This is a genomic window from Niveispirillum fermenti (assembly GCF_048066175.1).
Classification (GTDB): domain Bacteria; phylum Pseudomonadota; class Alphaproteobacteria; order Azospirillales; family Azospirillaceae; genus Niveispirillum; species Niveispirillum fermenti.
On sequence record NZ_JBLTXA010000054.1, the window covers coordinates 1 to 24,325 of the forward strand.

Genomic DNA, 24,325 nt, shown 5'->3' on the forward strand with positions numbered 1-24,325 from the left:
CGGAAACATATGCGACCTCTATGACCCAGACGAATGCTGGAATTACCTCAAGGCCGCCGGGTAAGCGTCCGATTAAAGGCGCGATGCTCTAAACCGATACAGGCGGCGTCACCGCGTCGGCGATGCTGCTCCCCTTGGCTGGGAGCATGTCGGTCTCACAGGTGACTATGTTTGGGGGACTGATACTATTTTGCGGTGATTAGAACCTATTGGTTCTAATCACCGCCCTCAATTGCCGGCGCCAACATTCGTTGGCTTGGCTACGCCGCACGAGCGGCGCGGCGGCGGTCGCCGCCGGACCAGCTTGCGATGAGTAGTACTCATCGCAAGCTGGTATGATCCATTACCGGAAGGCGGCTTGCGCCCGCTGCGGCGCCTATCTCCATCCTCGCAGCATAGTTCTTTTTTCGTTCTCACGAACGGTACATAAAACGCACTTTCGTGTCGTGCCCCCCTTTGGCGAACCAGGCGCGGTTCAGGCGCGATTCGCGTCAGCATCGATGGGTGCTTCCAGCAAGCAGACACCATCGCGCGCGACGATGCCCAGGTCAGCCTCCAGCACCCGCCAGCCGGCGCGCTCACACAGCCGGGCCATATCCGCTACTGTATTGCGGGGCCACCATATCGCCACATCGGGCTGATCGCGGAACGCTTCCGGCACACCGCCTTTGTCCCAACCGAACCGATCCAGCTTGTCCCAGGCCGCATAGCCGCAGAAGGCACGTCCGCCCGGCCGCAGCTTACTACGAAGCCGGCCCAGTATGGCTTCAATGTCATCCCGTGCCCAGTGACACAGTACCCCCCAGGCAAATAGGAAGTCGAAATGCCCGTCCGGTAGCACATCATAGTTGTTATCGGTGACCTGATGCGGGATCAGGCGTCCTGCGTAATCCGTCGGGTTGAGCCAACGTGTAATGTCCTGGAAATCGACGGTATGCAGAGTACCCGCTGTCAGGTGTGTGAGGAGCGCGCGCGTCCAGGATCCGCGCCCCGGCCCAAGCTCAAGTACCCGTGATTCCGGCGAGATGCCAGCTTTGATCGCCGCCTGAAAGACATCATGATAGGAGCCGCCGATCCGCTCCTCCTCCAGGCGCCGCCGTTCGTCGGCCTGGAGCGGCAAAATATCACCGCTGTCATAGCCATAATGAAATTCATTACGCATCCAATCCAGTGTCGGCATCAGTCCCTCACTCGTTTCGTCCGAACTTCTCCTTCTTGCATTTCCCCGGCTCCTGAAAACATAATACTCCCTAATTCTATACGCCGGTGAGTGAGAAGAAGAGATGAACATTGACATGAAATTGATAGGGGCAGACCAGCTTCTGGCGATAATGAATAGCCCCTTCGCCAATATTTCATATTCACAGGAAGGAGAAGATCTGCTGATAACGCGTATCATCGGCCATCGTAGATCCGGATTCTACGTTGATGTCGGTGCACACCATCCCTATCGCTTTTCGAATACCTTTATATTCTATCTCCAAGGCTGGAGCGGAATCAATATCGATGCCACACCCGGTTCCATGGAGCCCTTCTACCGGCATCGGCCGCGGGATATCAACCTGGAAGTCTTTGTCAGTGATCGCACGGAGCCAGTGCCGTTCGATATTTTCGACGAGCCGGCCCTGAATACGTCTGACACTTCGCGCAAGGCTGTGCTGACAGCCTACAAAGCCGTGGACCAGGTCGTCCTGTCCCCGCGGCGGCTGGATGCTATCCTGGACGAGCATATGCCTGCGGGAACCACGATCGACTTCCTTTCCGTCGATGCGGAGGGGGCCGATTTCGACGTAATCAGATCGTTGGACCTGAACCGGTACCGACCCCGTCTTCTGATAACGGAGGACAGGTCGCTGGACTTATCTCGGTTGATGGAAAACGCCTTCTACCGTTATCTGGATGCGCATGGCTATGCGCTCATCTCCAAATTGTCCGCCTCCGTCATCTGGGAGGATCGCCGGGCATGATCCGGTGCCTCAAGTCCTTTGGTTGAATATATGATCATAGTCTGAGCGGGCTTGTTCCAGCTCCATCGGGCGACCCACATCCATCCAATATTCGCGGATAAAAAAGGCCGACACGATTCCCCCCTCATCCAGCACAGCCTGGATGAGGGTAGTCATGTCACACATCCCGTCGGGGGGAAGCAGGTCCAGTGCCGGAGGAGAAAGGACATAGATGCCGGAATTCACCGGATGGACGAGGGTGGGCTTTTCTTGCAGGCCCGTGACCCGACTGCCGTCCAGGGAGACAAGGCCGAAGGGAACAGCATGCTGATAGGGCTGAACGCATAAAGTGATCAGCGCGTTGCTGGCAGCGTGAGCTTCCAGCAGGTCCGCATAGCTAAGGGTCGTCAGCACATCGCCATTGGTGACGATGAATGGCTCTTTCGGCCGGTGGGGCAGCAGACGGAGAGATCCTGCCGTCCCCAGGGGCTCGTTTTCCTCCAGATAGCGGATCGAGACGCCATGACGCTTCCCGTGGCCGAAATGGGCCTTGATGATTTCCGCCCGATAGTTGACGGAGAACAGGAAATCGCCAAACCCCTGGCTAGCCAGGGATTGTGTAATGGTCTCTAGGATGGGCCGGCCGCCGACATCAATCATCGGCTTCGGCACTTGGTCAGTGAGGGGCCGGAGCCGCCGGCCTTCACCGCCCGCCATCACCACCACCAGATTTTTACGTTGCGTGACCGTTGTATGATCGCGCATCAATTCGACCTCAACCGGCCGACCCTGTGCGTCCAGGATCGGGACCTGACGCAAACCGTGGCGGCGCATCAAGTCGAGCGCCTGGGCTTGGGTCGTCGGCTGGTGCAGCACAAGGGGCGAACAGTTCATCACCGTGGCAACCGGGGCGCTGAGCGTATGTCCCCGAAGCAAGCCTCGCCGGATGTCACCGTCCGTGACCGTGCCGACCAGCCTCTGTGCGGCATCCGTTATCAGGGCGATCTTGGCCCAGTTCCGATCGATGCAACCGATAGCGTCGGCCAGGGTTGCATCATCGCGCAGCAGCAGTTCCTTGATCTCCCGCAGGTCGCTCATCACGCCCCTCCATCATCCAGGACCGTCCTGTCCAATCGTGTCAGCACCTCGTCCAGAGTGAGAGGCCCGGTACCGAACAGGTCGCCCGCCTGGATGCGCTTTGCGTGCCGTAACCTTTCCAGGATCGCATCAGGTGTCGTCTCCAGGACCGCCACGTTCCGTTCCAGCAGGTCCGGCAAGTAAGAACGTGCCCGGCTGTCGATCACCACGCTGGGCAGGCCGAACAGTGCCGCTTCATAGACCGCTGAAGAGAAGGGGGTTAGATGATGCGTAGCATGACGCAGCAACACGGCCAGCGGCATGGCGGTAGCCGCTGCCGTGTCATGGTTTGGAATGCCTGCTGCGTTCAGCATTGCCGATATCTGTTCGGGGCTCTCTTCCGTCATGGGATGGTTGCGGATCAACCACAGCCAGTCGGCCGGGGCGCGGCGCATGGTCTCCAGCAGATGGCCGGGGATGGGTTGGTCGTAGATCCGGGATTGCAGGGAAACGGCGATGCGTACCGGATACCGCTCGAAGCCTGACAACGCCTGCTTCCACGGGGCTTCCACGTTGTCCCAGCCGCTTTGGGCGAGATGGGAGATCCAGGGATGGATGCCGATGAAAGTCTTGTGCCAATGCGTCCCCAGTGGTGACCATGCCTCGATCTGTTCGGCAAAATGCCGGCCCCACTGCCAGAAATAGCTGGGCATCGTGTTGAAGCCGCCCGCCGGCAGACGGGAATGGTGAGTGTTGGCGGGATGATACCGCCCCTGCATGCCATGCTGAACATCCACCGACGGTATGCCCAGCCGCCATGCGGCCGCCAGAAGACCCATTACCGGTGGGGCATGATGGCACATCACCATCACGGCCCGAGGCCGCAAGATCCGCAGTACCTCCAGGAAGTGCCGGTAATGGGACCACATGATCCAGATCGGTCCCAGCAGATGCTCGGTGCGCAATTTCAGGCCTGGCGCCAACCTTTCGGCGGCGGCACATAGTTCGGCCAATTCAGGGATGGCCATATCGGGGCCCCATCCTCCATGCGCCGTAAATTCCCGGGCCAGCAACACCTGTTGCGACGGATTATGGTCCAGGATCGTGGCTGGGACATGACAGGGGCCGCCCGGAAACAATCGTACCTTTCGGCCTCTTCCGGCAGTGATCAGGCGCAGGGCGATGGGGTCCAGGATCGTGGCGAAGGGCTTACCCTCGACCTCGGTGTAATATTCGACGTCGCGCGTGAAGACCAGCCAGTCCAGCCGCTCCAAAGGGCGGAGCTCGGCCAGCCTTTGCCGGTGGCGGGCAGCCCTGTTGGCCTGCATGCGCAGCACCGCAGCCGGTGCCAGGGGTCCATCGTCAGGCTGGAGATAAGGCACCGTGACAGCGGCAAGCATGTCTTCCAGCTTTGAGGGGGGTGGATGCGGCAACCCGCTTGCTTGACGGTGCCATGCGGCGGAAATCAGGATGCGGACCAATGGCCAAAGGTCCAGGCCCCGGAAGGACAGCCCGGCGGTGTCATGGTCTTTCTCCAGCATCGTCAGCCATCGGCAGACCTGATCAAGCTGTCCGGACACGGATACTCCATGGGATTGGCCGAGCAGGCCGCCAATGTGGTGGTTTGGCGATCGCGCAGTTCTCCGGATTGATACAAGTCCCCTGCATGACCCGCAAGCCGCTGATGCCGACATAGTCGCTTTCTAGCTGGCCCCGTCGTAAGATAGCATCGACCCGACAGCCCGCTGGCAGGGGTTGCAAGGCAGAATGGTAGCGACGCAAAGCATGATAAGCCCCGAACCGCTCCTCCGGACCGCCCCGACTTCGCAAGAGATCGATCAATGGCGCGCGCGCATCCGTGCGGACGCCACCTCCAACTATCATTATCAGATGGCCGTGGCGCTGGAGCGGGCAGGCAATGACGCCGCTGCCCAGGATGCCTATCGCCATGCTGTGGACGCTCGGCCTGATTTTCCCGCCGCCATATGGCGTTTGGCCGGCGTCCTGCGCCGGCTGGGCAGCACGGGGCAAGCCGACGCCCTGATTGCCAGGGCCGAGGCCGGCATTCCCGACTTCCAGGCGGTCAGTCAATGGCACCTAGGGCGCGATGATCTGAACCTTGGCGATGTCGATGCGGCCCGCCCCCGGTTCCAGCAGGCGCTTGCGCTGTTCAAGAACAATCCGCCTTCCGCCATGGCGCAGGATTTCCTCCGGCTCGGTCGTGAGTATCAACGCCGGGGTGACAGGGGCGCGCGTCTGGAGATGCTGGATATCGCGGCGCGCCTGGCCGGCATCGATGGGGATATCGTCCAGGACCACGCCCATGCCCTGTTCCAGATGGGTCGGGTCACGGAGGCGGTGGACGTGATGCGCGGCCTTTCGGCCCGTGTGCCGCAAGCCGGGAAGGCCCGGTATCAGACGGGGGTTTTCCTGGCGGCCGCACTGGATCTGGACGAGGCGGCTGCCCATTTGCGCGCAATCGGTGACCTGGCGGAACCGTACCAGTCCGGCGCCCTTTATCACTTGGCCCTGATCGATCAGGCGGCGGGGCGGTACGATGCCGCGTTGGCCGGCTTCACGGACCTGATCGCCAGGAAACCGCGCAAGGCGGTCTATCTTGCCCATGCGGGTCTGTGCCGGGATGTCGCTGGCATGCCCGACGGCATGGCCTTGATCGATCGGGCGCTGGCACTGGATGCCGAAAACCTCTATGCGATGAGCTTCAAGAGCCTGATCCTAACCCGCGCAGGTGAACCGGACGCGGCGCTCGATCTTCACGCCATGTTGCCGGAAAGCGCCGCCACCGCCATCTGGCCCCGCCTTGCCCAGGCCGCCGCGCACCAGTCACGGGGGGAGAGCGGCAATGCGCAGTTGGCCGTGCGTGCCGTGCTTGATGACCGGCAATGGCTTCCCTTCGATCTGCTGCTGGTCCCTTGGATGGCCTCCCTGATCAGGCCCGCCCTTCTTGCCGAGGGGGCGCCGGGGGCGTGACCGGCCCCGGCGAACAGAACGGATCTGGGTTCGGGCTGTTCGTCAGGTTTTGGCCAGGGCGTGGATGTCGGCCCAACCGACCGGTGTCCCGGCGGCCACTTTGGTGCGGACCGTCCAGCCAGCGACTAGGTCCCAATGTTCCGCGCCGACCCCCCTGGCTGGCCAGGCGAAGCGGACATTGTCCATATCGAGGCGATCGCCGGCCAGCAAATCCCGTGCAGCGACCAATCCCTGACGCTGTGAAGTGGCGACGGTGCCGGTGATGCCCACGCGCTTGTCCCTGAACCCATGCCCCAGCGCCGTCCAGCAGGCGTGAAGGCGTCGCAGTGAGGCCGGCAGGGCAGCAAGGTCCAGCGCATGGGCGGCGTCCTGCTCCAGCGCGTCGGGATCGTCGGTAATGCCCTTCTCGATCAGATGCACCCCCAGGGCGATGGCCATGTGCATCATCTCCTCGCCCGTATGGTGGTCGGAAAGGCCGACTGGCAGTTCGAAGGCTTGGGCATAGGTGCGCAGAAGGCGCAGATTGTGATTGGCTGGCGGGGCCGGATGGCCATCGGGACTATGCTCCACCAGGATGCCGGGGGCGCCGGCGTGCTGTGCCGTGCGGACGGCCCGCGCCACCTCCTCCAGGTCGCTGCGGCCGGTATCGATCAGCATGGGCAGGCCCAGGCCGGCCACGTGGCGGATCAGGGGGATGTTGGTGATGTTGGCCGACGCGATCTTCAGGGCCGATGCCCCTTCAGTGGCCGCAAAATCCGCCCCGGCCCGGTCATAGACGGACAGTACCAGCGGCAGGCCAGTGCCGCGCACCAAATTGAACAACCGGGCATATTGATCCAGCGGCAGCACTTTGCGGTCGATCAGGTCGCGATATCGCTCGCGCCTTTGTTCCCCGTGGCGGGACTGATAGGTTTCCATCGTCGCATCATCAAGGCACACCGCAGGATCGTGCAGCACCTCCCCCTTCAGTGCCAGGGGCTGTTCTGGGACAGCGCGGGCGGCATCGGCGATACGCGCGATCAATCGCGCCGCGCGGCTAGTATCCTGGTTGAAGAAGGTGCCGATCTCGGCCAGGAACAGGGGCGGGTTTGCCGCCGATAGCCCGTGCGGACCAATCCGGAAGGCTGCCTGCGCATATCCGTCCACCATGTCCTCTCCCGATTGCGCCGTCGAATAACCGGGGCTACCGTTCTCCCCGCGTGGCCAGGATGTCAAGGACGCATGCAGGCGCCCCGTCCTGGCCCGACAGGGTGGTCCGGGCATGGTGCCAGAAATGCCGGCGGGTGTCGGCCAGCAGCCCTTCACGCAGGGTAGGGACAAGCGCGTCCGGTGAAAGGGCGGCCAGGGTGAGGCCCGTTTTCAGAAGGGGCGGGTGTGTCCGGTCAGGCCCGGCCCAGGATCGGATGTCAGGGGTCAGCAGCAGGCTGGCAGACACGCCCAAAGGGGCGGCTGCGCGCGCGTTGAGCATGGCCAGATCCAGTGCGACGCTGGAAAGGCAACTGAGGATCAGGTCGGCATTCACGAGCGCCGTGGCCGCGGACATGGCAGGCAGCAGACCGTTGAAGGCTGGCGCGCCGGCCAGGATATCGACGGCCCGGGCGATGTCGGCGTCGTTCTCTTTAGGATGGGGACGATAGAACAACCGAGGCTGGTCGGGGAGCAGATGAAGGGCGTCGGCCAGCAGGGACAAGGTGACGGCATAGCCGGCAAAGGACCAGAGCGGTTGTCCAAACCAGACGAGCAGCGGCCCATCGGGCCTGTCACCGGGCCAGGCACCATCGGCTCGGAACCCGGCATAGCGGGGCCAGCCAACGATCTGGATATCCGCCGCCGTCTTTTGCCGGGTCAGCGCGGCGGCAGTGGCGTCGGGCACCAGATAGGTGTCGGCATGGTGCCCGTAGCCGGGGTTGACGTCTCCCCAGTAATCCTGCAGGGCATAGCAGGGCACGCAGCCGGCCAGCAGGGCGCAGAGAGCTTCGTCCAGGCCCGGTTCCGGCCCGGAAAGCCCCACGAGGGCGAGGTCGGGCAGCCCGCTTTCAAGGACTGCACGAGCGGCCGTCATGGGGTCGCCGCTGGCATCCCGAACCGGCAATTCCTGGGAGCGTAACCAGCCCAGCCCAGGGGGAGCGGCCACCAGATCGGGCTGGAAGCGAGAATCTGCCATCGCGGCCCGTGCCACTGCTGCGATCCCCATGGCCGCCGCCGGGTCGCGGGCTGACAGGAGAAGACGGATCGGATTAGTTGGCATGGGTCTCCTCCAGCCGGGCCAACAGGTCCGCCCGTTCGGCCCAGAAGGCGGAGAGATAAAGGAACTTTCGCCATTCTTCCGTCGGTGTCGGACACCCTTCAGCGGCCCGGGCCATCAGGGTGCACAAGGCTTTGGCGGACAGGAAACGCAGCATGCGGGCCAGGGCGCCCGGCTGCCAGGAAAGTGCCGCCTGGGTTCGGTATCCTGCAAGCAGCCGCGCCGCCCCATGCAGTAGCTGCTTCCCATCGGGGCCTTGAGGTACGGCCACGAACCGTTCCAGGGCAAAGGCGATATCGGCCAGGGGCGGCAGCCAACTATAGGGGGCCGTCTCGAAATCCAGGAAGACGACGCGCGATCCGGCAAAGACCAGATTGCCCGGATTGGCGTCTCCATGGATGGGCTGGGCGTTGGTCAGGTCGATCCCGTCACCGACCGGCGTGATCGCGGCGGCCACGGCCCGCGGTTCCAAGGGCGCGCGAAGCCGCCCGTCCCGCACCTTGCCCGCGACCGACCGCAGGTCGTCAAGGTAACGCAGGCCCGCCCCGCGGATTTCCGCGGTCAGGGGGGATGGTCGGGCCGCCGTCCGGTGCAGCAGCGCCAAGGCTGCTCCCAGGGCCTCCAACTCCGTATCCGATCCGTTGGCCGGACGGATGTCCAGCAGCGGATAGGCCAGGAAGGCAGCCTTCATCCCGTTGAAGATGGCAGTTCGGGGAAATCCGGGTTCCAGCAGGCAGACAGCCACATCAGCGCCGGCCCAATGCCGGGCGATCCGATCCGCCGCCAATTGCGGCCCCAGCAGGGAAGGGGGCAGGATCTTGACGAACAGGCCCGGCCCTTCGGGCGGGCGCAGCCGCACGAAACGGCTGGCAGCCATTTCCACCCGACCCTGGACCCGTTCCAGCCCCAGGGCGGTGGCCAAGTCAGCCACGGTGCGTTCTGGTGCCGGTTGCCAGGGTAGCCGGCCCGGTGACAAAGAGGCAAAGGCCGGCTCGCCGATGTCAAGCAGAGGGCTTGTCGTCATTCTGTCCCTTCTGGTTGGCCTCTCTCTGTACCAGAATCGAAAGGCCACGATATCATTGTGCTCGTCGATACGGCAGATATACCCTTTTCTTCCGCGTCTACCGAAAGCCTCGACATGCTGCCTCCCGACGGCCCGAAGCCCGAAGCGTTGTACGGCCTGCCCTCCTCGGTCCAGTTCTGTACCCGCTGCGTGATCTCCAATCAGCGGCCCGGCTCCGTGGTCGAATTCCGTAACGATCCGGCCGCCCGCAAACCGTCGATCCTGTTTGATGAACAGGGGGTTTGCAGTGCTTGCCGCTATGCTGACATCAAGGCGGCGGAGATTGATTGGGAACAGCGCGAGCATGAGCTGCGCCGGCTTTGCGACCGGTTCCGCAGCCGGACCGGCGCCTATGATTGCATCGTGCCGGGTAGCGGTGGCAAGGATAGCGCCTTCACGGCGCATATCCTGAAATACAAATATGACATGAACCCACTGACCGTGACCTGGGCCCCCCATATATACACGGATATCGGCTGGCGGAATTTTCACAGTTGGATCGATGCTGGCTTCGACAATGTACTGGTTACGCCCAATGGCAGGCTGCACCGGCTGCTGACGCGGCTGGCCTTCCTCAACCTCTGCCATCCGTTCCAACCCTTCATCATCGGGCAGAAGATGGTGGGCCCCCGCTTTTCCGCCCTTTACGATGTTCCGCTGGTCTTTTATGGCGAGAACCAGGCCGAATATGGGAATAATATCGAGGATAATTTCCGGCCCACCATGGACCCGGCTTTCTTCACTGCGGAGCCGAATGTCGATTCGTTGCGCCTGGGTGGCGTGGGCGCACGCGACCTGATCCGCGATCATGGGATCAGGCCGGCCGACCTCAACCCCTATCTGCCGGTGGCTCCCGACCGTATTCGTCGTACGGGGACAGAGGTCCATTATCTGGGCTATTACCTGCGTTGGGACCCGCAGGAATGCTATTATTACGCCATCGAAAACACGGGATTCCAACCCAACACGGAACGCACCACTGGCAGCTACTCCAAATATAGTTCTATCGATGACGTGCTGGACCATCTCCATTACTACACGACCTTCATCAAGTTCGGCATCGGCCGCGCCACCTATGACGCAGCGCAGGAGGTGCGGAATGGCAAGATCACGCGGGAGGAGGCCGTCGCCCTCGTCCATCGGTATGACGGTGAGTTCCCGTCCAAATGGATCGACCAGATCCTGGAATATATGGACCTGGACATAACGACCTTCGAACGTGTCATCGATGAAGCGCGCTCCCCCCATTTGTGGAAGCGGACGGAAAATGGCTGGCAGCTGCGCCATCGCGTAGCCTGACGGAGGAAAGAAGTGCCTGAGATTATTCTGAACGGTCGCTCGGTTGGCCCAGAACATCCGCCGCTTGTCATCGTTGAGGTGGGGATCAATCATGAGGGCAGCGTCGAGAAGGCGCGCCAGTTGATCGACGCCGCCGTTGCCGCCGGTGCCGAAATCGTCAAGTTCCAGTGCCACATCACCGACAAGGAGATGGTGCCCACTGACATGAAGCCGGGAGAGATTTCCGATGAGCGGCTCTGGGACATCATCGCCCGCTGCGAACTGACGGAGGAGGAGGAGCGGGGGCTGCAGGCATATTGCACCGAACGTGGCGCTCTCTACCTTTCCACCCCCTTCTCCCGCGAGGCGGCCGACCGGCTGGACGCCATGGGCGTGCCGGCCTTCAAGATCGGTTCAGGGGAATGCAACAACCTGCCGCTGCTGGACCATATCGCGGCCAAGGGCAAACCCATCATCCTGTCGACCGGGATGAATGACACGGCGTCGGTGCGCCGGTCCGTGGAGGTGATCCGCCGACATGGTGTATCGCTGGCCCTGATGCAATGCACCAGCCTCTATCCCACCCCCTATGAACAGGTCCGCCTGGGGGCGTTGCGGGAACTGGCCGATGCCTTCCCCGATCTGCCCGTGGGCCTTTCCGACCATTCCCTGAATATCTGGACCTGCTTGGGCGCCGTGGCGCTGGGGGCCAGCATTCTGGAAAAGCATTTCACCTTGTCGCGGCAATGGCCCGGCCCGGATACCGGCATCTCCATCGAACCGGTAGAGCTACAAGGGCTGATTGAGGGTAGCCGTGCCATCTGGCAGGCGAGGGGCGGCAGCAAACAGGTGCTGGCCGATGAACAGCCGGTGATGGATTTCGCTTTCGCCTCGGTTGTCACCATTGCTCCCGTTCCCGCCGGCGCCCCCTTCACCCGCGACAATGTCTGGGTGAAACGGCCCGGCACGGGCGCATTTCCGGCCACCCGGTTGGAAACAGTGCTGACGGGGCGTGCCACCCGCGACCTGCCGGCCGGGATCGCCCTGGCCCTGGCGGATGTCGCCCTGCCGGCATGAGGATCGCCATCACGGGGGCCGGCGGATTCCTGGGCCGCGCCCTGCGGGCGGTCCTGGCCGGGGCAGAGCCGCCGCTTCTTCTGTCGCGCGGCCAGGGCGGGGCTGGTGACCCGCTTCTGGTGCCGGCCGCCTGCGTGCTGGTCCATCTGGGAGAGCCAGCGGACGCTGGTCAGGCGGGCCGGGAAGGGGAGACCCACGTCTCCGCGGTAACCGATGCCATGGCGCGCCTGCTGTGCCAGCCCTGGCACCATATCGTCTATGCATCCTCCGCCCTGGTTTACGGGGATGAGGCGACGGTCCCGGTCGATGTCAGCGCCCCCACACCGGGACCGGGATTCTATGCGCAGGGCAAGCGCGCTGTGGAGGCGATGGTGCTGGCGGCCGGTGGCACGGTCCTGCGCTTCGCTAACCTCTACGGTCCGGGGCAGGCACAGGGCACCGTCTTGGCGGACCTGATGATGCAGCTGGGCGAGCCGGGGCCCCTTCTGGTCCGTGATGCCGATCCGGTTCGGGATTTCCTGCATGTCCGCGACGCCGCCGCCGCCCTAGTCGTGGCCGTTTCACGGATGCCGGGCGGGATCTGGAACATCGGTTCGGGACGGGGCCTTCCCATCGGGGAACTGGCAAGCCTGCTGCTGGCCGTCGCCGGCCAGCAGGGGCGGGAGATACGGTCGAAGGGAATATCTGGCCGTCGGTCCTATCTTGTCCTAGACATCACACGGTCGCAGGTCGGACTGGGCTGGGCGCCCACCATCGATCTGCGGTCCGGATTGAAGGAAATGCTGACCGACCATGACCGGTAAAACCACCATCGCGGTGTTCACGGGCAACCGGGCGGAATATGGGCTGCTCTCCCCCGTCCTGCGCGCGCTGCGCGACCATGATCGCTTTCATTACCATCTGATCGTCTCCGGTGCCCATTTAGATCCTCGGTTCGGGAACACCGTGTCGGAGATCGAGGCCGATGGCTTCATCATCGGCGATCGGGCGGTCATCCCGGCCGCGATGGATACGAGCCGGTCCATCGCGCATGCCATTCTGGCCATGGCCGATATCCTGGACCGGGTCCGGCCCGATTATCTGATGGTCTATGCCGACCGGTTTGAAGGGTTTGCCGCCGTCATCGCCGGCAGCCAAGCCAATATCCCCGTCATCCATCTGGAAGGCGGAGATCTGACGGAAGGGGGCGCTCTGGACGATTCTGTCCGCCACGCCATGACCAAGCTGGCGCACCTGCATTTCGCTACCAACACCCAAGCGGCAAATCGCATCCTGGCCATGGGGGAGGAGCCCTGGCGGGTGGCGACGGTCGGCTTTCCTGCCATCGACCGGATCGCCGCGGGCGATTTCGCCACCCCGGCGGAGGTGGTGTCTGACCTGGGACTGGACCTGTCGGCTCCCATCGTGCTGTTTACCCAACATCCAATCACCACCGACCCGGAAGGGGTGGAACGGCAGATCACGGCCAGCCTGGCGGCCCTGGAAATGCTGATCCGCGAAGGGGTACAACCGGTACTGACCTATCCTAACAACGACCATGGGGCACACGTCATCATCGCGGCGCTGCAGGAATTTGCCAGCCGGCACGGCGAGGCCGTGCGGCTGCGCCGATCCCTGGGGCGCCATCTCTATCACGGGGTGATGGCCCTGGCCCGGAACCCTACCATCCGCATCGCAACGGCCGGCAATTCCTCCTCCGGTATCAAGGAGACGCCGGCCTTCGGCTGCCCGACCCTGGATATCGGCACGCGGCAACAGGGCAGGCTGCGGGCGGCCAATGTGATCGGCGCCGACCATGATGCTGCCGCCATCGGCGCAGCCCTCCGCCGCTGCCTGTTCGATGATGATTTCCGATCTCTGTGTCGGGATGTGGAAAACCCCTATGGGCTGGGGGACACCGGCGCGCGGATCGTCCGGTTCCTGGAACTGCTGTCTCATGACCGGTTCGCCCTGTTGCGCAAGCGCATGCTTCTGACCGGAGAGACACGGGACGGCTGGTTCCGCTAGAATGACCCGCAGCCTCCGCTGGGAAGGAAGGATCATGCGCTTTTCGGGAAAGAAGGTCGTCGTTACCGGCGCAGATGGCTTCATCGGCAGCCATCTGGTGGAACGGTTGGTGGCGGCCGGTGCCAGGGTGCGCGCGCTGGCGTTTTACAATTCCTGGGGCAGCTCCGGCTGGTTGGAGGATGTGCCGGCCGAAACATTGCGATCGGTGGAGATCGTCCATGGCGATATCCGTGATGCCGGCATGGTTGCTTCCCTGCTGCGGGGACAAGAATTGGTTTTCCATCTGGCAAGCCTGATCGGCATTCCGTACAGTTATGCCGCCCCGCGCTCCTATGTAGATACCAACGTCACTGGCACGCTGAACGTGCTGGAGGCTTGCCGGGGTAGCGACACGCTAGAGCGTCTGATCCATACCTCCACGTCGGAGGTCTATGGTTCCGCCCGCCACGTGCCCATCGATGAAGGTCATCCGCTGACGGGCCAATCCCCCTATTCGGCCTCCAAGATCGCAGCTGATAAGATGGCGGAGAGCTACCACCTATCCTTCGGCTTGCCCGTGGTCACGGCCCGGCCCTTCAACACCTTCGGCCCCCGCCAGACGGCGCGGGCTATCATCCCCACCGTCATCGCCCAGGTCTTGTCAGGCGCGCCGGTGTTACGACTGGGCGCGCTGGACCCGACACGTGATTTCAACTATGTCGGCGATACGGTCGAAGGGTTCCTGGCGCTGGCCGGGGCAGAGGGCGTGGTAGGGCGCACGCTCAACATTGGCAGCGGCAGTGAGGTGAGCATCGGCGATACGGTGGCACTGATCATGCGCTTGTGTGGCCGAGAGGTGCCCATCCAGCAGGATGACCAGCGGCTACGCCCCGCCGCCAGTGAGGTGGAGCGACTGCTGGCTGACAATCGGCTCATCCGGGAATTGACAGGCTGGTCCCCCCAGGTGGGATTCCAGGAAGGGCTGCGCCGAACCATCGACTGGATCGGGCGTAATCCGAACCGTTTCTCGCCACAGGAATTCGCCCGGTGACGCCCCGCGTTTTGGCCGTGGTGCCGGCCCGCGGCGGATCGAAGGGGTTGCCGCGCAAGAATATCCTGCCGTTGGCCGGGCGCCCCTTGATCCAGCATTCTATCGCCGCCGGGCGTGGCTGTCCTCTGGTGACGGAGTGCGTTGTAAGTACCGAGGATGAGGAGATCGCCGGCATCGCTCGCCAGGCGGGTGCAGAGGTTATGCACCGACCGGCGGAACTGGCAACAGACTTAGTGCCCACCCACCTGGTCGTCCGGCATGTCCTGGAAAAGTTGCGGGACAAGGGACGGGATTGGGATGTCGTGGTCCTTCTCCAGCCCACATCCCCCCTGCGGACGGCCGCCCATCTGACGGCGTGTCTGGAGATGTTCCTGCCTTCTGCGGCGCGCAGCGTGGTCAGTGTCTGCCCTGCCGAGCATCATCCCTACAAGGACTTGCGGATCGCGGATGGCTGGCTGACCCCACTTTTTAGCCGGGAAGCGCTGGAGACGCCGCGCCAGCAGCTACCGGCTGCCTTTCGTCCCAACGGTGCCATCTTCGCTGTCCGGGTGGCGGACTTCCTAGAGTACGGTGCCTTCTACGTCGATCCAGCTCTGCCCTTCGTCATGGATGCGCGCGATAGCATCGACATAGACAGCCTCGGCGACCTGCGCCGCGCCGAGGCTGTCCTGGCCGGGATGGATGATGCATGACGCCGCGCCTGATCGCCCGCCTGGACATCAAGGGCCGTAACCTCATCAAGGGCATCCAACTGGAAGGATTGCGCGTACTGGGCGATCCGGCAGACTTCGCGCGGCGTCATTATCGCGATGGAATCGACGAACTCATCTACATGGATGCGGTCGCAAGCTTGTACCAGCGCAACAGCCTGGCGGACATTGTCAGCCACACGGCCCGCGATGTCTTCGTTCCACTGACGGTTGGTGGCGGGGTGCGGACGGTGGAGGATGCGCGCGTTCTGCTGCGGGCCGGCGCCGACAAGATCGCCATCAACACCGCCGCGATCGCGCGCCCCGCCCTGATCACGGAAATCAGCCGACATTTCGGTAGCCAGTGCATGGTGCTGTCGATCGATGCCAAGCGGATGGGTCCGGACCGCTGGATGGCCTATACTGATAATGGGAGGGAGCCCAGCGGGTTGGACGTCGTCCAATGGGCCCGCCAAGCGGAGGAACTGGGGGCAGGGGAGATTTTGCTAACCTCCGTTGATCGCGAAGGCACGCGCAAGGGCCTGGACACTGCACTGACCCTGGCGGTCAGCGCGGCAGTCGGTATTCCCGTTATCGCCAGCGGCGGTGTCGGCGATGCTGTCCATGTCGTTGAAGGGCTGCGGATAGGCCAGGCCAGCGCCATCGCCATGGCCGACCTGCTGCACTATGGCCGGGTGCCCCTGTCCGCGGTGCGACAGGCGATCACAGAGGCTGGCATGGAGATACGCACGCCATGAAGGTACGGGTCGGCATCCTTGACTACGGGGCCGGTAACATCGCCAGCGTGGCCCAAGCCGTCGCGACCATGGGCGGAGAGCCGCGGCTGCTGGCGGACCCTGCAGGCTTCGATCAGGTAGATCGGCTGATCCTGCCCGGCGTGGGCGCCTTTAAGGATGCTATGGACGCGCTTTCGGCACGGGGCCTGCCGGACGCTTTACACGATTGGACCGCTGCCGGGCGCCCCCTGCTGGGTATCTGCCTGGGCATGCAGGTACTGTTCGAGAGGGGGGAGGAATTCGGCGACCATGAAGGCCTCGGCCTTTTGGCCGGCCGTGTGAGGCGAATACCCCAGCTGACTACGCTAGGGGCCGGGCTGCGCGTACCGCATATCGGGTGGAACCGGCTTTCCCCGCCGGTGGGAAGGGCCTGGGACAACAGTATCCTGCGGGAGCTGGTGCCGGGGGACTGGACCTATTTCGTGCATTCCTACACCGCCTGCCCCGACGATCCCGATACGTGCTTGGCGGAAACTAGCTATGGCGGGCACATGCTGTGCGCGGCCGTCCGACATGCTTCCATAACCGGCTGCCAATTCCACCCGGAGAAAAGCGGCCGTGTGGGGCTGGCCATTATCAAGGCGTTCCTGGAGCCCCTCTAAGCAGGTTCCTCCAGATCGGGCCACACATGGCCCGGCCTGGAGGAACCTGCCGACTCATGGTTTGCAGATTTTCCGAGCCCGCCCATCTGTGGGCGGAGTTCGGAAAATCTGCTCAGCAAGGCCTTTGCTGAGGCGCGCCGCGAACGACGCTTTATTGCCCCCTGATATCAGCGCATGGCGTCGCGGATAAGCCGGTCCAGCCAACGCGCTCGGCCGGGTCGGCCATGATCACGCTGACAACGCTCCAACCCCTGCCGGGCAAGTAGATCGCGCGCCTGCGAATGATCCAGATACCAAGTGATTTGTTCTAACAACTCCTCATCCGACTGAAATGTCGCAACCTCGCGGCCTGCGACGAATAAGGCTGACAGATCCGGGTCCTCCTCTGTCAGAAGGCAGGCGCCGCTACCCGTCGCTTCGAAGACGCGCATGTTTTGGCCCCGTCCACCCAGCACATCAATGTGATTGTTAAGGCAAACACTGGCATCACGCAGCGCCCTATACATGTCGATGCCGAACAAGGGGGGAGCGAGCATGTCGGCCAGGACGGGAGGCAGTACGACACCAGGGGCCGCGGCATGGATGCGCATGCACCACCCTTGCCGCTGGGCTTCCTTGGCGACGGCGTCTAGCATGCTAACACGTCCTGCATGTTCACGGGTTAGGTGACCGCAGAAGATGATATCGGGTTTGCCAGCGGCTGCCGGTCCCAGTGAAGCGGCATGGCCGACAGGGATACCTGGCAGAAAATAGGCCGACCGCCGCGCACCAAGCACCAACGCTGTAGCTCGACACCCAGCATCACTCGACAGCAGGATATCGAATCCACGCCAATCCGTACCGACCGGGATCGTGGCGGCACGCCAGCCAAGGATCAGACTCGGCTGCCAGTCCACGGTCGCCAGGAAGCGCGCGTCATGGGTGATGCTATCCAACAAATAGAGTATGTCAGGCTGATAATGCCGAATTTGCGCCCGGACGAGCGACGGCAGATCGGCTTCGACCGCAGGAATGGGAAACCCATGCTCGCGGGCCCATGCCTGCTGCAAGGATAAGGCGTTGGCGATGATCAGCGTGGACGCATAGCCCAACGGGGTCATGTCTGGCGCCAACATATGCGCACAGTTAAAACCATCGGCCAGCAAAGTAGAAAACTGCTCCATATAGGACCGACTGGCTAGTCCCGGACGCGCCCGATAAAATCCTGTCAGGTACTGAGGATAAAAGGTCGCGATCTGCAGGAAACGCACCGTCTCGGACTCCGGAACTGAGAATTCATCACTGATGGTGGGATAGCGGAGTTGAATCTGTCAATGTCGGAACTGGCCCGGGGACTGGTGCCGGTAGGGGCAGGCATGATAGGAAATGCTCTCCCTGTTCACTGCCGGGATTGCGATGGTGGATCTGCCCCCCGATTATGATCCGGATTTTCTGCCTGTTTTCGAGGTGGCCCGACACGCCACCATGACGTCGTCATCGCGCATGTACGCCCTGTACAAGGCCGTGCGCTACATAGTCGACGCGGGCATTCCGGGGGATTTCGTGGAATGCGGAACCTGGATGGGGGGATCGGTCATGGTCATGGCCTTGACCTTGCGACAGTGCGGGGTGGAGGACCGGACCATTCATGCCTATGACACGTTCGAAGGTATGCCACCGCCGACGACAGCGGACAGGGATGTGACCGGAGTTTCGGCGGCAAGCCTGCTGGCCGGTGCGGATGCAAGTGATCCCACCTCCATCTGGTGCCAGGCCGGAATGGGGGCGGTTCGCGCCAACCTGGACCGCACCGGATATCCGCCCGATCGGCTGCGTCTGGTAAAGGGCCTGGTGGAAGAGACGATCCCGGCCCAAGCGCCGGATCGTATCGCCCTTTTGCGTCTGGATACGGACTGGTATGCCTCGACCCGGCACGAGCTCGAACAGCTTTATCCCCGCCTATCACCCGAAGGGGTGCTGATCATCGATGATTACGGACATTGGCAGGGGGCGCGGCGGGCTGTGGATGAGTATTTCGGAAAGGACCGCCCCCTGCTACTCAACCGCGTCGATTATACAGGCCGCATCGCGGTGAAGCCGGTGTCCCATGGTTTTCAGTCCGGCGGCGTGTGACGGTAACGCCCGATCTCCATATAGGGGGGATCATCGCCGCGTTCGGTAATGCCCAGGTAATCCAACTCCCAGGCATGACTATTCTTGGCCAATCGCATCTTCAGCCCGTGATCGGCCTCCAGCCATGTGAGAAGCCCATCCAGACAGGCCTGGCGATAGAAGCCGAGATCGGCCGGCGCACAGAGGTAGGCCTTGCCCAGCCCGCATAGGAACAGGCGCAGCCGATGGGGATGATCGCGTAGATGGTCGAACAAGGCATGGGTCACGCAGAGACTGTCAGCTCGCAGCACATCATCCACGCTGATCACGGCACCGGGGGCCATCAGGTCCGTGCACCAATCCAGGTCATTGCGCACAGCATCGTAGGAATGCTCTCCGTCGATATGCAGGAACCGACAGGCCCCCTGCCAGGATGCGGCGGCATCGGTTCGCCGCAATTGGCGGGAGCAACCCTCCAGCCAGTCGATACGAGCAACATCTAGACCAAAGTCGGCCAGATGCCCCGCCACCAGATCGCGCTGTGGGGCAATGTCGATCGCCAGAACCCTTTCAACAGGCCGCAGATAAGGGGCCAGCGCGGCCAAGCCGCTGCCCCGGTAGACTCCGATTTCCAGCCCATGCCCCGTCACGCCGCGACGTCGTTGCTGCGCCAGCAAGAAATCCCAGATTCCAAAGGACCCGTCGGACAGACCGCCATGGCCAGGCGTGAGAGCGCGAACAGCCTCGCGTCGCCGAATGTTTGCCTCACGACGGGCCATGGCCGCGGGAACGGTATCGGCTCCCCGTCTTGCTTCGGCCGAGGCTTCCGCATAAAGCGCGGCATAGCGGCCGGCCTGACGTTCCAACGTACATTCCCGTTCCACGAACGCCCGCCCCGCCCGTCCCCAAGCGACCAGCCGATCGCGATCAGCCAGGGCATCACTCAGGGCGCGGGCGAAAGCGACGGCATCGGTACCATCCGCAAGACGGCCGCGTTCATCGTTACCGGTCAGATCCGGCAGGCCGCCAACCGGTAATCCGATGATGCCGGTGCCACAGGACATCGCCTCCAGCACCGTATTGGGATAATTATCCTGCACACTGGGCACGGCCACCAGATCGGCCATGGAATAGAGGGCAATGAGGTCGGTATCGGCATCAACCGTCCCCATGGCGATGGTGCGAACCCCGGCGGGGGCCGGTACATCGCCTTCGCCCACGGTCACCAGAACGATACCGGCGGGATCATCCAACGCCGACAATCCTGCCTGCAGCAGCGCATAGCCCTTTCGTGGATCACCCAAAATATGCGCCACAAACAGAATGACCCTGTCTTCAGGCGCGATGTTAAGGCGCTGGCGCAGCGAAGAGGTATCAATGGGACGGAATTGAGCGGTGTCCAGCCCATTGGGGATGACATGGATGGGGCGGTCCCCGAAAAGCCGGCTGCGTTTCGCTTCGGTGGCGATCCAGTCGCTGGGGGCGACGACATGCAGAGGCGCTCGCAGCGCTGCTAACGCTTGGCTCTTGCGTTTCATCACCAGGGCCGACAGATCATCGGGCCTATCTGACTTCAACACGGGGCAGCGTCCGCATCCGCTGGTGAAGCCAGTGCAGTCACCGGAAAAATGGCAGCCGCCGGTGAAGGGGTGCTGATCGTGCAGTGTCCAAACCAGGGCTTGATCCGGTCGCCGGGCCGCCATGAAGCTTGTCCAATCGACGAGGCCACGGGTCCAATGCAGGTTCAGCACATCGGCAGGCGCAAGTTTCTGTTCCAGCAACAGGGCACGGGCAGCCCGCTCGGTATGAAAGGGTGCAAAGCCGTGCAATGCCTCGTAGGGGCTTTCTTCGGCACGAACCTCGGCCTCTCGCCGGCGCCACTCAGCCAGTTCATCGGGCGTGCCGGGTTTAACAACCACCATCTCGGGATCATCGCCCCAGGCACGCGCGACGTAGAGTGTACGGTTAACGCCAATGCGACCCAGACCCTCATGGAGCCGGAACATGGCCCGTGCCGCCCCGCCATTAATGTCGAACGTATTCAGGAGCGCGACGCGCATGATGGCTGACTTTCACTAGACGGTGACGAAGGCCTTAAGCGCCGCCAATCCTGGGTGTGATAGCGGAGCAATATGCATGCGAAACCAACGTTTGGCGCCGATATCAAATGAGTGAGGAACTCATGACAGATTGCAAGCAGACTGGATACGCCGTGGTTGGTAGGATTATCAATGAGCTTACCAGCGGGCGTGCGTTGGCGGCTATGTGGACATTTGTGTTCTCCGTTCATGCTGTGCTTGACATGGCGCTTGCGGAAAAATCAGTAACTGGCGCGGCAGGCAAAGGATAAAGAAATGCACAACCAAGATGTTGCCGCTTTACTGGCCGCGGGAAGGTCTGCCGTGGCGGCGGGCGACGAAGCGGGGGCGCAGGCGCTTTTCGCCCGCGCCGTGGCGGCGGCACCTGACGATCCGGAGGGTCATGTTGAGCTGGGCCGCTGCCTGAACCGCCAAGGTGACCGGTTGGGCGCCATCCGTTCCATGAGCCGGGCCGTTTCCATCGATCCCGATGCCCATGCCGCGCTGAACCGGCTGCGCTGGCTGCTGCGCGACGAAACGCTGGAAACGCCTTCGGCGTTGGCCCGTATTCAGGCGCGCGGTGTGGAAGTGGCCAGCGTCCTGGATGTCGGCGCGTCTGATGGGATCTGGTCGATCAAGGCCCGGCCCTGCTGGCCGAAGGCCCGCTACCATCTGGTGGAGGCGTTCGGCCATTGGCGGGAGAAGCTCGAAGCTTTGTGCGCGACTGAACCCGCCTTCAGCCATGTCATTGCGGCGGCCGGCGCCACGGAGGGTGAGGTCTGGTTCTCCAACGACCCCGAAGCGCCCTATGGCGGGGCGGCCAGCAATGAGCCGGGGCAGGGGCGCTGGTCGGTGCCGCAGGTGTCGTTGGCCGGCGAAGTGGCGCGTCTGGGCTTGCCTGGTCCCTATCTCATCAAGCTGGACACGCACGGGTTCGAGCGGCCGATTCTGGAGGGGGCGGAAGCGATCCTGCCCCAGACGAGTTTGGTGGTAATCGAGACCTACATCTTCCATGTCCATCCCGATGCCATGCTGTTCCATGAAATGTGCGCCTATATGGCTGAACGCGGCTTCCGGGTCATCGACATGTCGGAACCTCTGTGGCGCGAGCATGATCGGGCGCTTTGGCAGATGGACCTGTTCTTCGTGCGGGATGACCGGCCCGAATTTGCCGATAACCGCTATTCCTGAGCCATGAGCCCTGCCCGCAAGGGGCCGCGCCTGGCCCTGCTGAACCCAATCGATCCCGACCTGCCCATCGCCGAGCGGGAGCTGGCCCTGCGGCTGGCGCGCGCCACGGCGGGCATCGGGTGGGACGCCGCCATCCTCAGCCGGTCGGCGCAGGTGGAGGCAATGAATCCCGATGCGGTTCTCTGTCTGCATCCGCAAGTGTCGGGCAAGCTGACGGCCCATCCCTGGCTCGCCTGCTATTGGAACCCGCCCGCCTTGATGACAGGGGTCAGCGGGAATACGCGCCTCCATGGCCAGGCCTTCGAACTGACGCACGACGCTTACCTGGTATCCGGTCCCACCCTGGCGGCGCATCTGACCGGGTTGATGACGGGGAGCGTGCGCAACCCGCCGACCCTGCCTTTCCATGTCAGTTCCCCCCGCTCCGATCTGGCGCCCAACCTGGGGCCGCACAGCCGGCTGTTCTATGTCGGATCCAACTGGGACGGGCGGCGCTATCCAAGCCTGCTGCGCCGGCTGGCCGAGGCCGGTGCCCTGGCCCTGTACGGCACGGCGGAGCGCTGGTCGCACCTGCCGGAAGCCTATCAGGGGCCACTGCCCTTCGATGGAAGCTCGGTGATCGCGGCGGCCCATTACCAGGGCATGGGCCTGTGCCTGCATCTGCCGCTCCACCGCGCCGACGGCGTGCCCAACATGCGGGTGTTCGAACTGGCGGCCGCCGGCGCCGTCATCATCGCCGACCGCCATCCCTTCATCCGGGAATGGTTCGGCGACACGGTGCTTTATGTCGATCTCGATGAGGGGGAGGAGGCGGGGGCGGCCCATATTCTGGAACAGGTCGCCTGGGTCCATGCCCATCCGGCCCAGGCCCGCGCCATGGCGGCGGCGGCGCAGAACATCTTCAACCGGCATCTCTGCCTGGAGGCGCTGCTGGCGCCGCTGCCCGGTTTACTGGCGGAACTGGCACAGCGGCGGCCCCGTCCACGGTCAGGGGCCCGTGTGGCGGTGCTATTGCCGGGGGACGGCGATCCCGGACCGCGGCTGGCGCAGCTTCGCCGCCAGGCCGGTGACGGCCTGTCCGTGACGGCGTTGGTCCCCGGCGTGGCGGACAGGGTGCCGCCGGACAGTGTGGCGGGAGTAGACATCCAGGCCTTGCCAGAATCGGCTGGGCTGATCGCCCTCACCGGCGCCATGGGTGATGCTGACCTGCTGGCGGTCCTGCCGGACGGGGTGGAATGGCATCCGGGCCATCTGGCGGCGCTGGCGGCGGCTGTCGGCCGCGCCGGGGCGGCGCTGGCGAATGGCTTATGGCGCCGCGGGGGAGAGGATCAGGGTTTTCCCATCGATCCGGAGGAGGATCGGGCCATGCCCTCGCCCGATGCTGTACCGGTGGCGGCGGAGCGCCGGCTGGAACGGGCCTGGCTGCGGGCCGGGGGCCTTGCCTGCGGGGGGGAGCGGCTGCGGGATTTGCAGGCCAAGGGAGGCCTGGAGGGCGGTGACTGGCTCGATCTCGCCCTGGCGCTGGCGCCGGCCCTTGCTGTGACGGGCGGGTTGAACCCTCTGCCGGTGCCGACCCTGCGCCTTGTCAGGCCGCCTCTCCCTGACCCGGCCCGCGCAGCCCGATTGCGCCCTTGGGCGTGCGTGCCGGTGGAGAAAGATGCGGACCAACCGCCGCGTCTCACTGGGCTCAACGATCTCAATCCCGAGATCGCTGCCAGCATCCCCTATCTTTGGCGTCCGGCGGATCTCGACCAGTTGCCCACAGTCGGACCAATCTGGCTCTACGGGGCCGGTCTGGGTGGAGAACTGGTGCTGCAGGGGCTGCCCGATGCGGCGCGCGTCCGGCTGCGCGGCTTTCTCGACAGCCGGCGGCAGGGGGGCTTCCTGGACCGGCCCCTGGTGCGCCCGCAAGATGTGGACCCGCGAGAGATGGCGGAGGCCACCATCATCATCGCCGCACAATATGTCTCCGACATCCTGCGCGTTCTGCGGCAGGGGGTGGCCCCGGCCCTGGTCCTGAACGCCTATCCCTATATCGCCGCCCGCCAGGCGGAGGCTCAGAAGGCGGCGGTTAGAGCATCGCGCCTTTAATCGGACGCTTACCCGGCGGCCTTGAGGTAATTCCAGCATTCGTCTGGGTCATAGAGGTCGCATATGTTTCCA

21 protein-coding genes are annotated in these 24,325 nt (G+C 63.6%); 13 read left to right on the plus strand and 8 right to left on the minus strand.

What is annotated here, in order from left to right:
- Positions 1 to 475 precede the first annotated feature (475 nt).
- Entirely contained in the window at positions 476 to 1,180 is a 705-nt protein-coding gene (locus ACM9LZ_RS24360) for an SAM-dependent methyltransferase (protein WP_416622126.1), read from the minus strand.
- Between the two features lie 103 nt (positions 1,181 to 1,283).
- Between ACM9LZ_RS24360 and ACM9LZ_RS24365 the strand changes: the two genes are divergently transcribed.
- On the plus strand, positions 1,284 to 1,967 hold the full coding sequence (locus ACM9LZ_RS24365) for an FkbM family methyltransferase (RefSeq protein ID WP_416622127.1): 684 nt from the start codon (positions 1,284 to 1,286) through the stop codon (positions 1,965 to 1,967).
- Between the two features lie 9 nt (positions 1,968 to 1,976).
- Here ACM9LZ_RS24365 and ACM9LZ_RS24370 read toward each other — a convergent pair whose 3' ends face one another.
- Both ACM9LZ_RS24370 and ACM9LZ_RS24375 read right to left on the minus strand, forming a co-directional pair.
- On the minus strand, positions 1,977 to 3,044 hold the full coding sequence (locus ACM9LZ_RS24370) for a nucleotidyltransferase family protein (RefSeq protein WP_416622128.1): 1,068 nt from the start codon (positions 3,042 to 3,044) through the stop codon (positions 1,977 to 1,979).
- A complete protein-coding gene (locus ACM9LZ_RS24375) occupies positions 3,044 to 4,423 on the minus strand; it encodes a hypothetical protein (RefSeq protein WP_416622129.1) in 1,380 nt (459 codons plus the stop codon). The genes ACM9LZ_RS24370 and ACM9LZ_RS24375 overlap by 1 nt, the downstream gene beginning before the upstream one ends.
- 385 nt (positions 4,424 to 4,808) lie before the next feature.
- Here ACM9LZ_RS24375 and ACM9LZ_RS24380 point away from each other — a divergent pair, with 385 nt between their 5' ends.
- Complete coding sequence (locus ACM9LZ_RS24380) at positions 4,809 to 6,014, plus strand: tetratricopeptide repeat protein (RefSeq protein WP_416622130.1); 1,206 nt, start codon at positions 4,809 to 4,811, stop codon at positions 6,012 to 6,014.
- Positions 6,015 to 6,056: 42 nt separating this feature from the next.
- On the opposite strand, the gene ACM9LZ_RS24385 is transcribed toward ACM9LZ_RS24380, so the two are convergent.
- Genes ACM9LZ_RS24385 through ACM9LZ_RS24395 form a run of 3 tightly spaced genes read right to left on the minus strand, consistent with a single transcriptional unit; the run spans position 6,057 to position 9,283 of the window.
- A complete protein-coding gene (locus ACM9LZ_RS24385; protein ID WP_416622131.1) occupies positions 6,057 to 7,163 on the minus strand; it encodes an N-acetylneuraminate synthase family protein in 1,107 nt (368 codons plus the stop codon).
- Positions 7,164 to 7,197: 34 nt separating this feature from the next.
- A complete protein-coding gene (locus ACM9LZ_RS24390) occupies positions 7,198 to 8,262 on the minus strand; it encodes a hypothetical protein (protein ID WP_416622132.1) in 1,065 nt (354 codons plus the stop codon).
- A complete protein-coding gene (locus ACM9LZ_RS24395) occupies positions 8,252 to 9,283 on the minus strand; it encodes a phosphotransferase (RefSeq protein ID WP_416622133.1) in 1,032 nt (343 codons plus the stop codon). The genes ACM9LZ_RS24390 and ACM9LZ_RS24395 overlap by 11 nt, the downstream gene beginning before the upstream one ends.
- 114 nt (positions 9,284 to 9,397) lie before the next feature.
- Here ACM9LZ_RS24395 and ACM9LZ_RS24400 point away from each other — a divergent pair, with 114 nt between their 5' ends.
- Genes ACM9LZ_RS24400 through hisH form a run of 8 tightly spaced genes read left to right on the plus strand, consistent with a single transcriptional unit; the run spans position 9,398 to position 16,802 of the window.
- Entirely contained in the window at positions 9,398 to 10,621 is a 1,224-nt protein-coding gene (locus ACM9LZ_RS24400) for an N-acetyl sugar amidotransferase (protein WP_416622134.1), read from the plus strand.
- Between the two features lie 12 nt (positions 10,622 to 10,633).
- Positions 10,634 to 11,677: an N-acetylneuraminate synthase family protein gene (locus ACM9LZ_RS24405; protein WP_416622135.1), complete on the plus strand. Its 1,044-nt coding sequence runs from the start codon at positions 10,634 to 10,636 to the stop codon at positions 11,675 to 11,677.
- Positions 11,674 to 12,480 (plus strand): NAD-dependent epimerase/dehydratase family protein, encoded by an 807-nt coding sequence (locus ACM9LZ_RS24410; RefSeq protein ID WP_416622136.1) that lies wholly within the window; start codon positions 11,674 to 11,676, stop codon positions 12,478 to 12,480. Before ACM9LZ_RS24405 ends, ACM9LZ_RS24410 begins: the two co-directional genes overlap by 4 nt.
- Complete coding sequence (gene neuC, locus ACM9LZ_RS24415) at positions 12,470 to 13,684, plus strand: UDP-N-acetylglucosamine 2-epimerase (protein WP_416622137.1); 1,215 nt, start codon at positions 12,470 to 12,472, stop codon at positions 13,682 to 13,684. Before ACM9LZ_RS24410 ends, neuC begins: the two co-directional genes overlap by 11 nt.
- Positions 13,685 to 13,718: 34 nt before the next feature.
- Positions 13,719 to 14,714 carry a GDP-mannose 4,6-dehydratase gene (locus ACM9LZ_RS24420; protein WP_416622138.1) on the plus strand — a complete coding sequence of 332 codons (996 nt, stop codon included), beginning with the start codon at positions 13,719 to 13,721 and terminating at the stop codon, positions 14,712 to 14,714.
- Positions 14,711 to 15,406 (plus strand): acylneuraminate cytidylyltransferase family protein, encoded by a 696-nt coding sequence (locus tag ACM9LZ_RS24425; RefSeq protein WP_416622139.1) that lies wholly within the window; start codon positions 14,711 to 14,713, stop codon positions 15,404 to 15,406. Before ACM9LZ_RS24420 ends, ACM9LZ_RS24425 begins: the two co-directional genes overlap by 4 nt.
- Positions 15,403 to 16,161, plus strand: coding sequence for an imidazole glycerol phosphate synthase subunit HisF (gene hisF, locus ACM9LZ_RS24430; protein ID WP_416622140.1), 759 nt, complete (start codon positions 15,403 to 15,405; stop codon positions 16,159 to 16,161). The genes ACM9LZ_RS24425 and hisF overlap by 4 nt, the downstream gene beginning before the upstream one ends.
- Positions 16,158 to 16,802, plus strand: coding sequence for an imidazole glycerol phosphate synthase subunit HisH (gene hisH / locus ACM9LZ_RS24435; RefSeq protein WP_416622141.1), 645 nt, complete (start codon positions 16,158 to 16,160; stop codon positions 16,800 to 16,802). Before hisF ends, hisH begins: the two co-directional genes overlap by 4 nt.
- 167 nt (positions 16,803 to 16,969) lie before the next feature.
- Here hisH and ACM9LZ_RS24440 read toward each other — a convergent pair whose 3' ends face one another.
- Entirely contained in the window at positions 16,970 to 18,052 is a 1,083-nt protein-coding gene (locus ACM9LZ_RS24440; protein ID WP_416622142.1) for a glycosyltransferase family protein, read from the minus strand.
- Between the two features lie 115 nt (positions 18,053 to 18,167).
- Between ACM9LZ_RS24440 and ACM9LZ_RS24445 the strand changes: the two genes are divergently transcribed.
- On the plus strand, positions 18,168 to 18,914 hold the full coding sequence (locus tag ACM9LZ_RS24445) for a TylF/MycF/NovP-related O-methyltransferase (protein WP_416622143.1): 747 nt from the start codon (positions 18,168 to 18,170) through the stop codon (positions 18,912 to 18,914).
- Here the strand turns inward: ACM9LZ_RS24445 and ACM9LZ_RS24450 are convergent.
- Entirely contained in the window at positions 18,896 to 20,953 is a 2,058-nt protein-coding gene (locus tag ACM9LZ_RS24450) for a glycosyltransferase (protein WP_416622144.1), read from the minus strand. The two genes, ACM9LZ_RS24445 and ACM9LZ_RS24450, sit on opposite strands and share 19 nt — an antisense overlap.
- A 294-nt stretch (positions 20,954 to 21,247) precedes the next feature.
- Between ACM9LZ_RS24450 and ACM9LZ_RS24455 the strand changes: the two genes are divergently transcribed.
- Positions 21,248 to 22,162, plus strand: a complete 915-nt coding sequence (locus tag ACM9LZ_RS24455) for an FkbM family methyltransferase (protein WP_416622145.1) — start codon at positions 21,248 to 21,250, stop codon at positions 22,160 to 22,162.
- A gap of 3 nt (positions 22,163 to 22,165) precedes the next feature.
- Positions 22,166 to 24,253: a glycosyltransferase family protein gene (locus tag ACM9LZ_RS24460; protein WP_416622146.1), complete on the plus strand. Its 2,088-nt coding sequence runs from the start codon at positions 22,166 to 22,168 to the stop codon at positions 24,251 to 24,253.
- Positions 24,254 to 24,325: the final 72 nt, after the last annotated feature.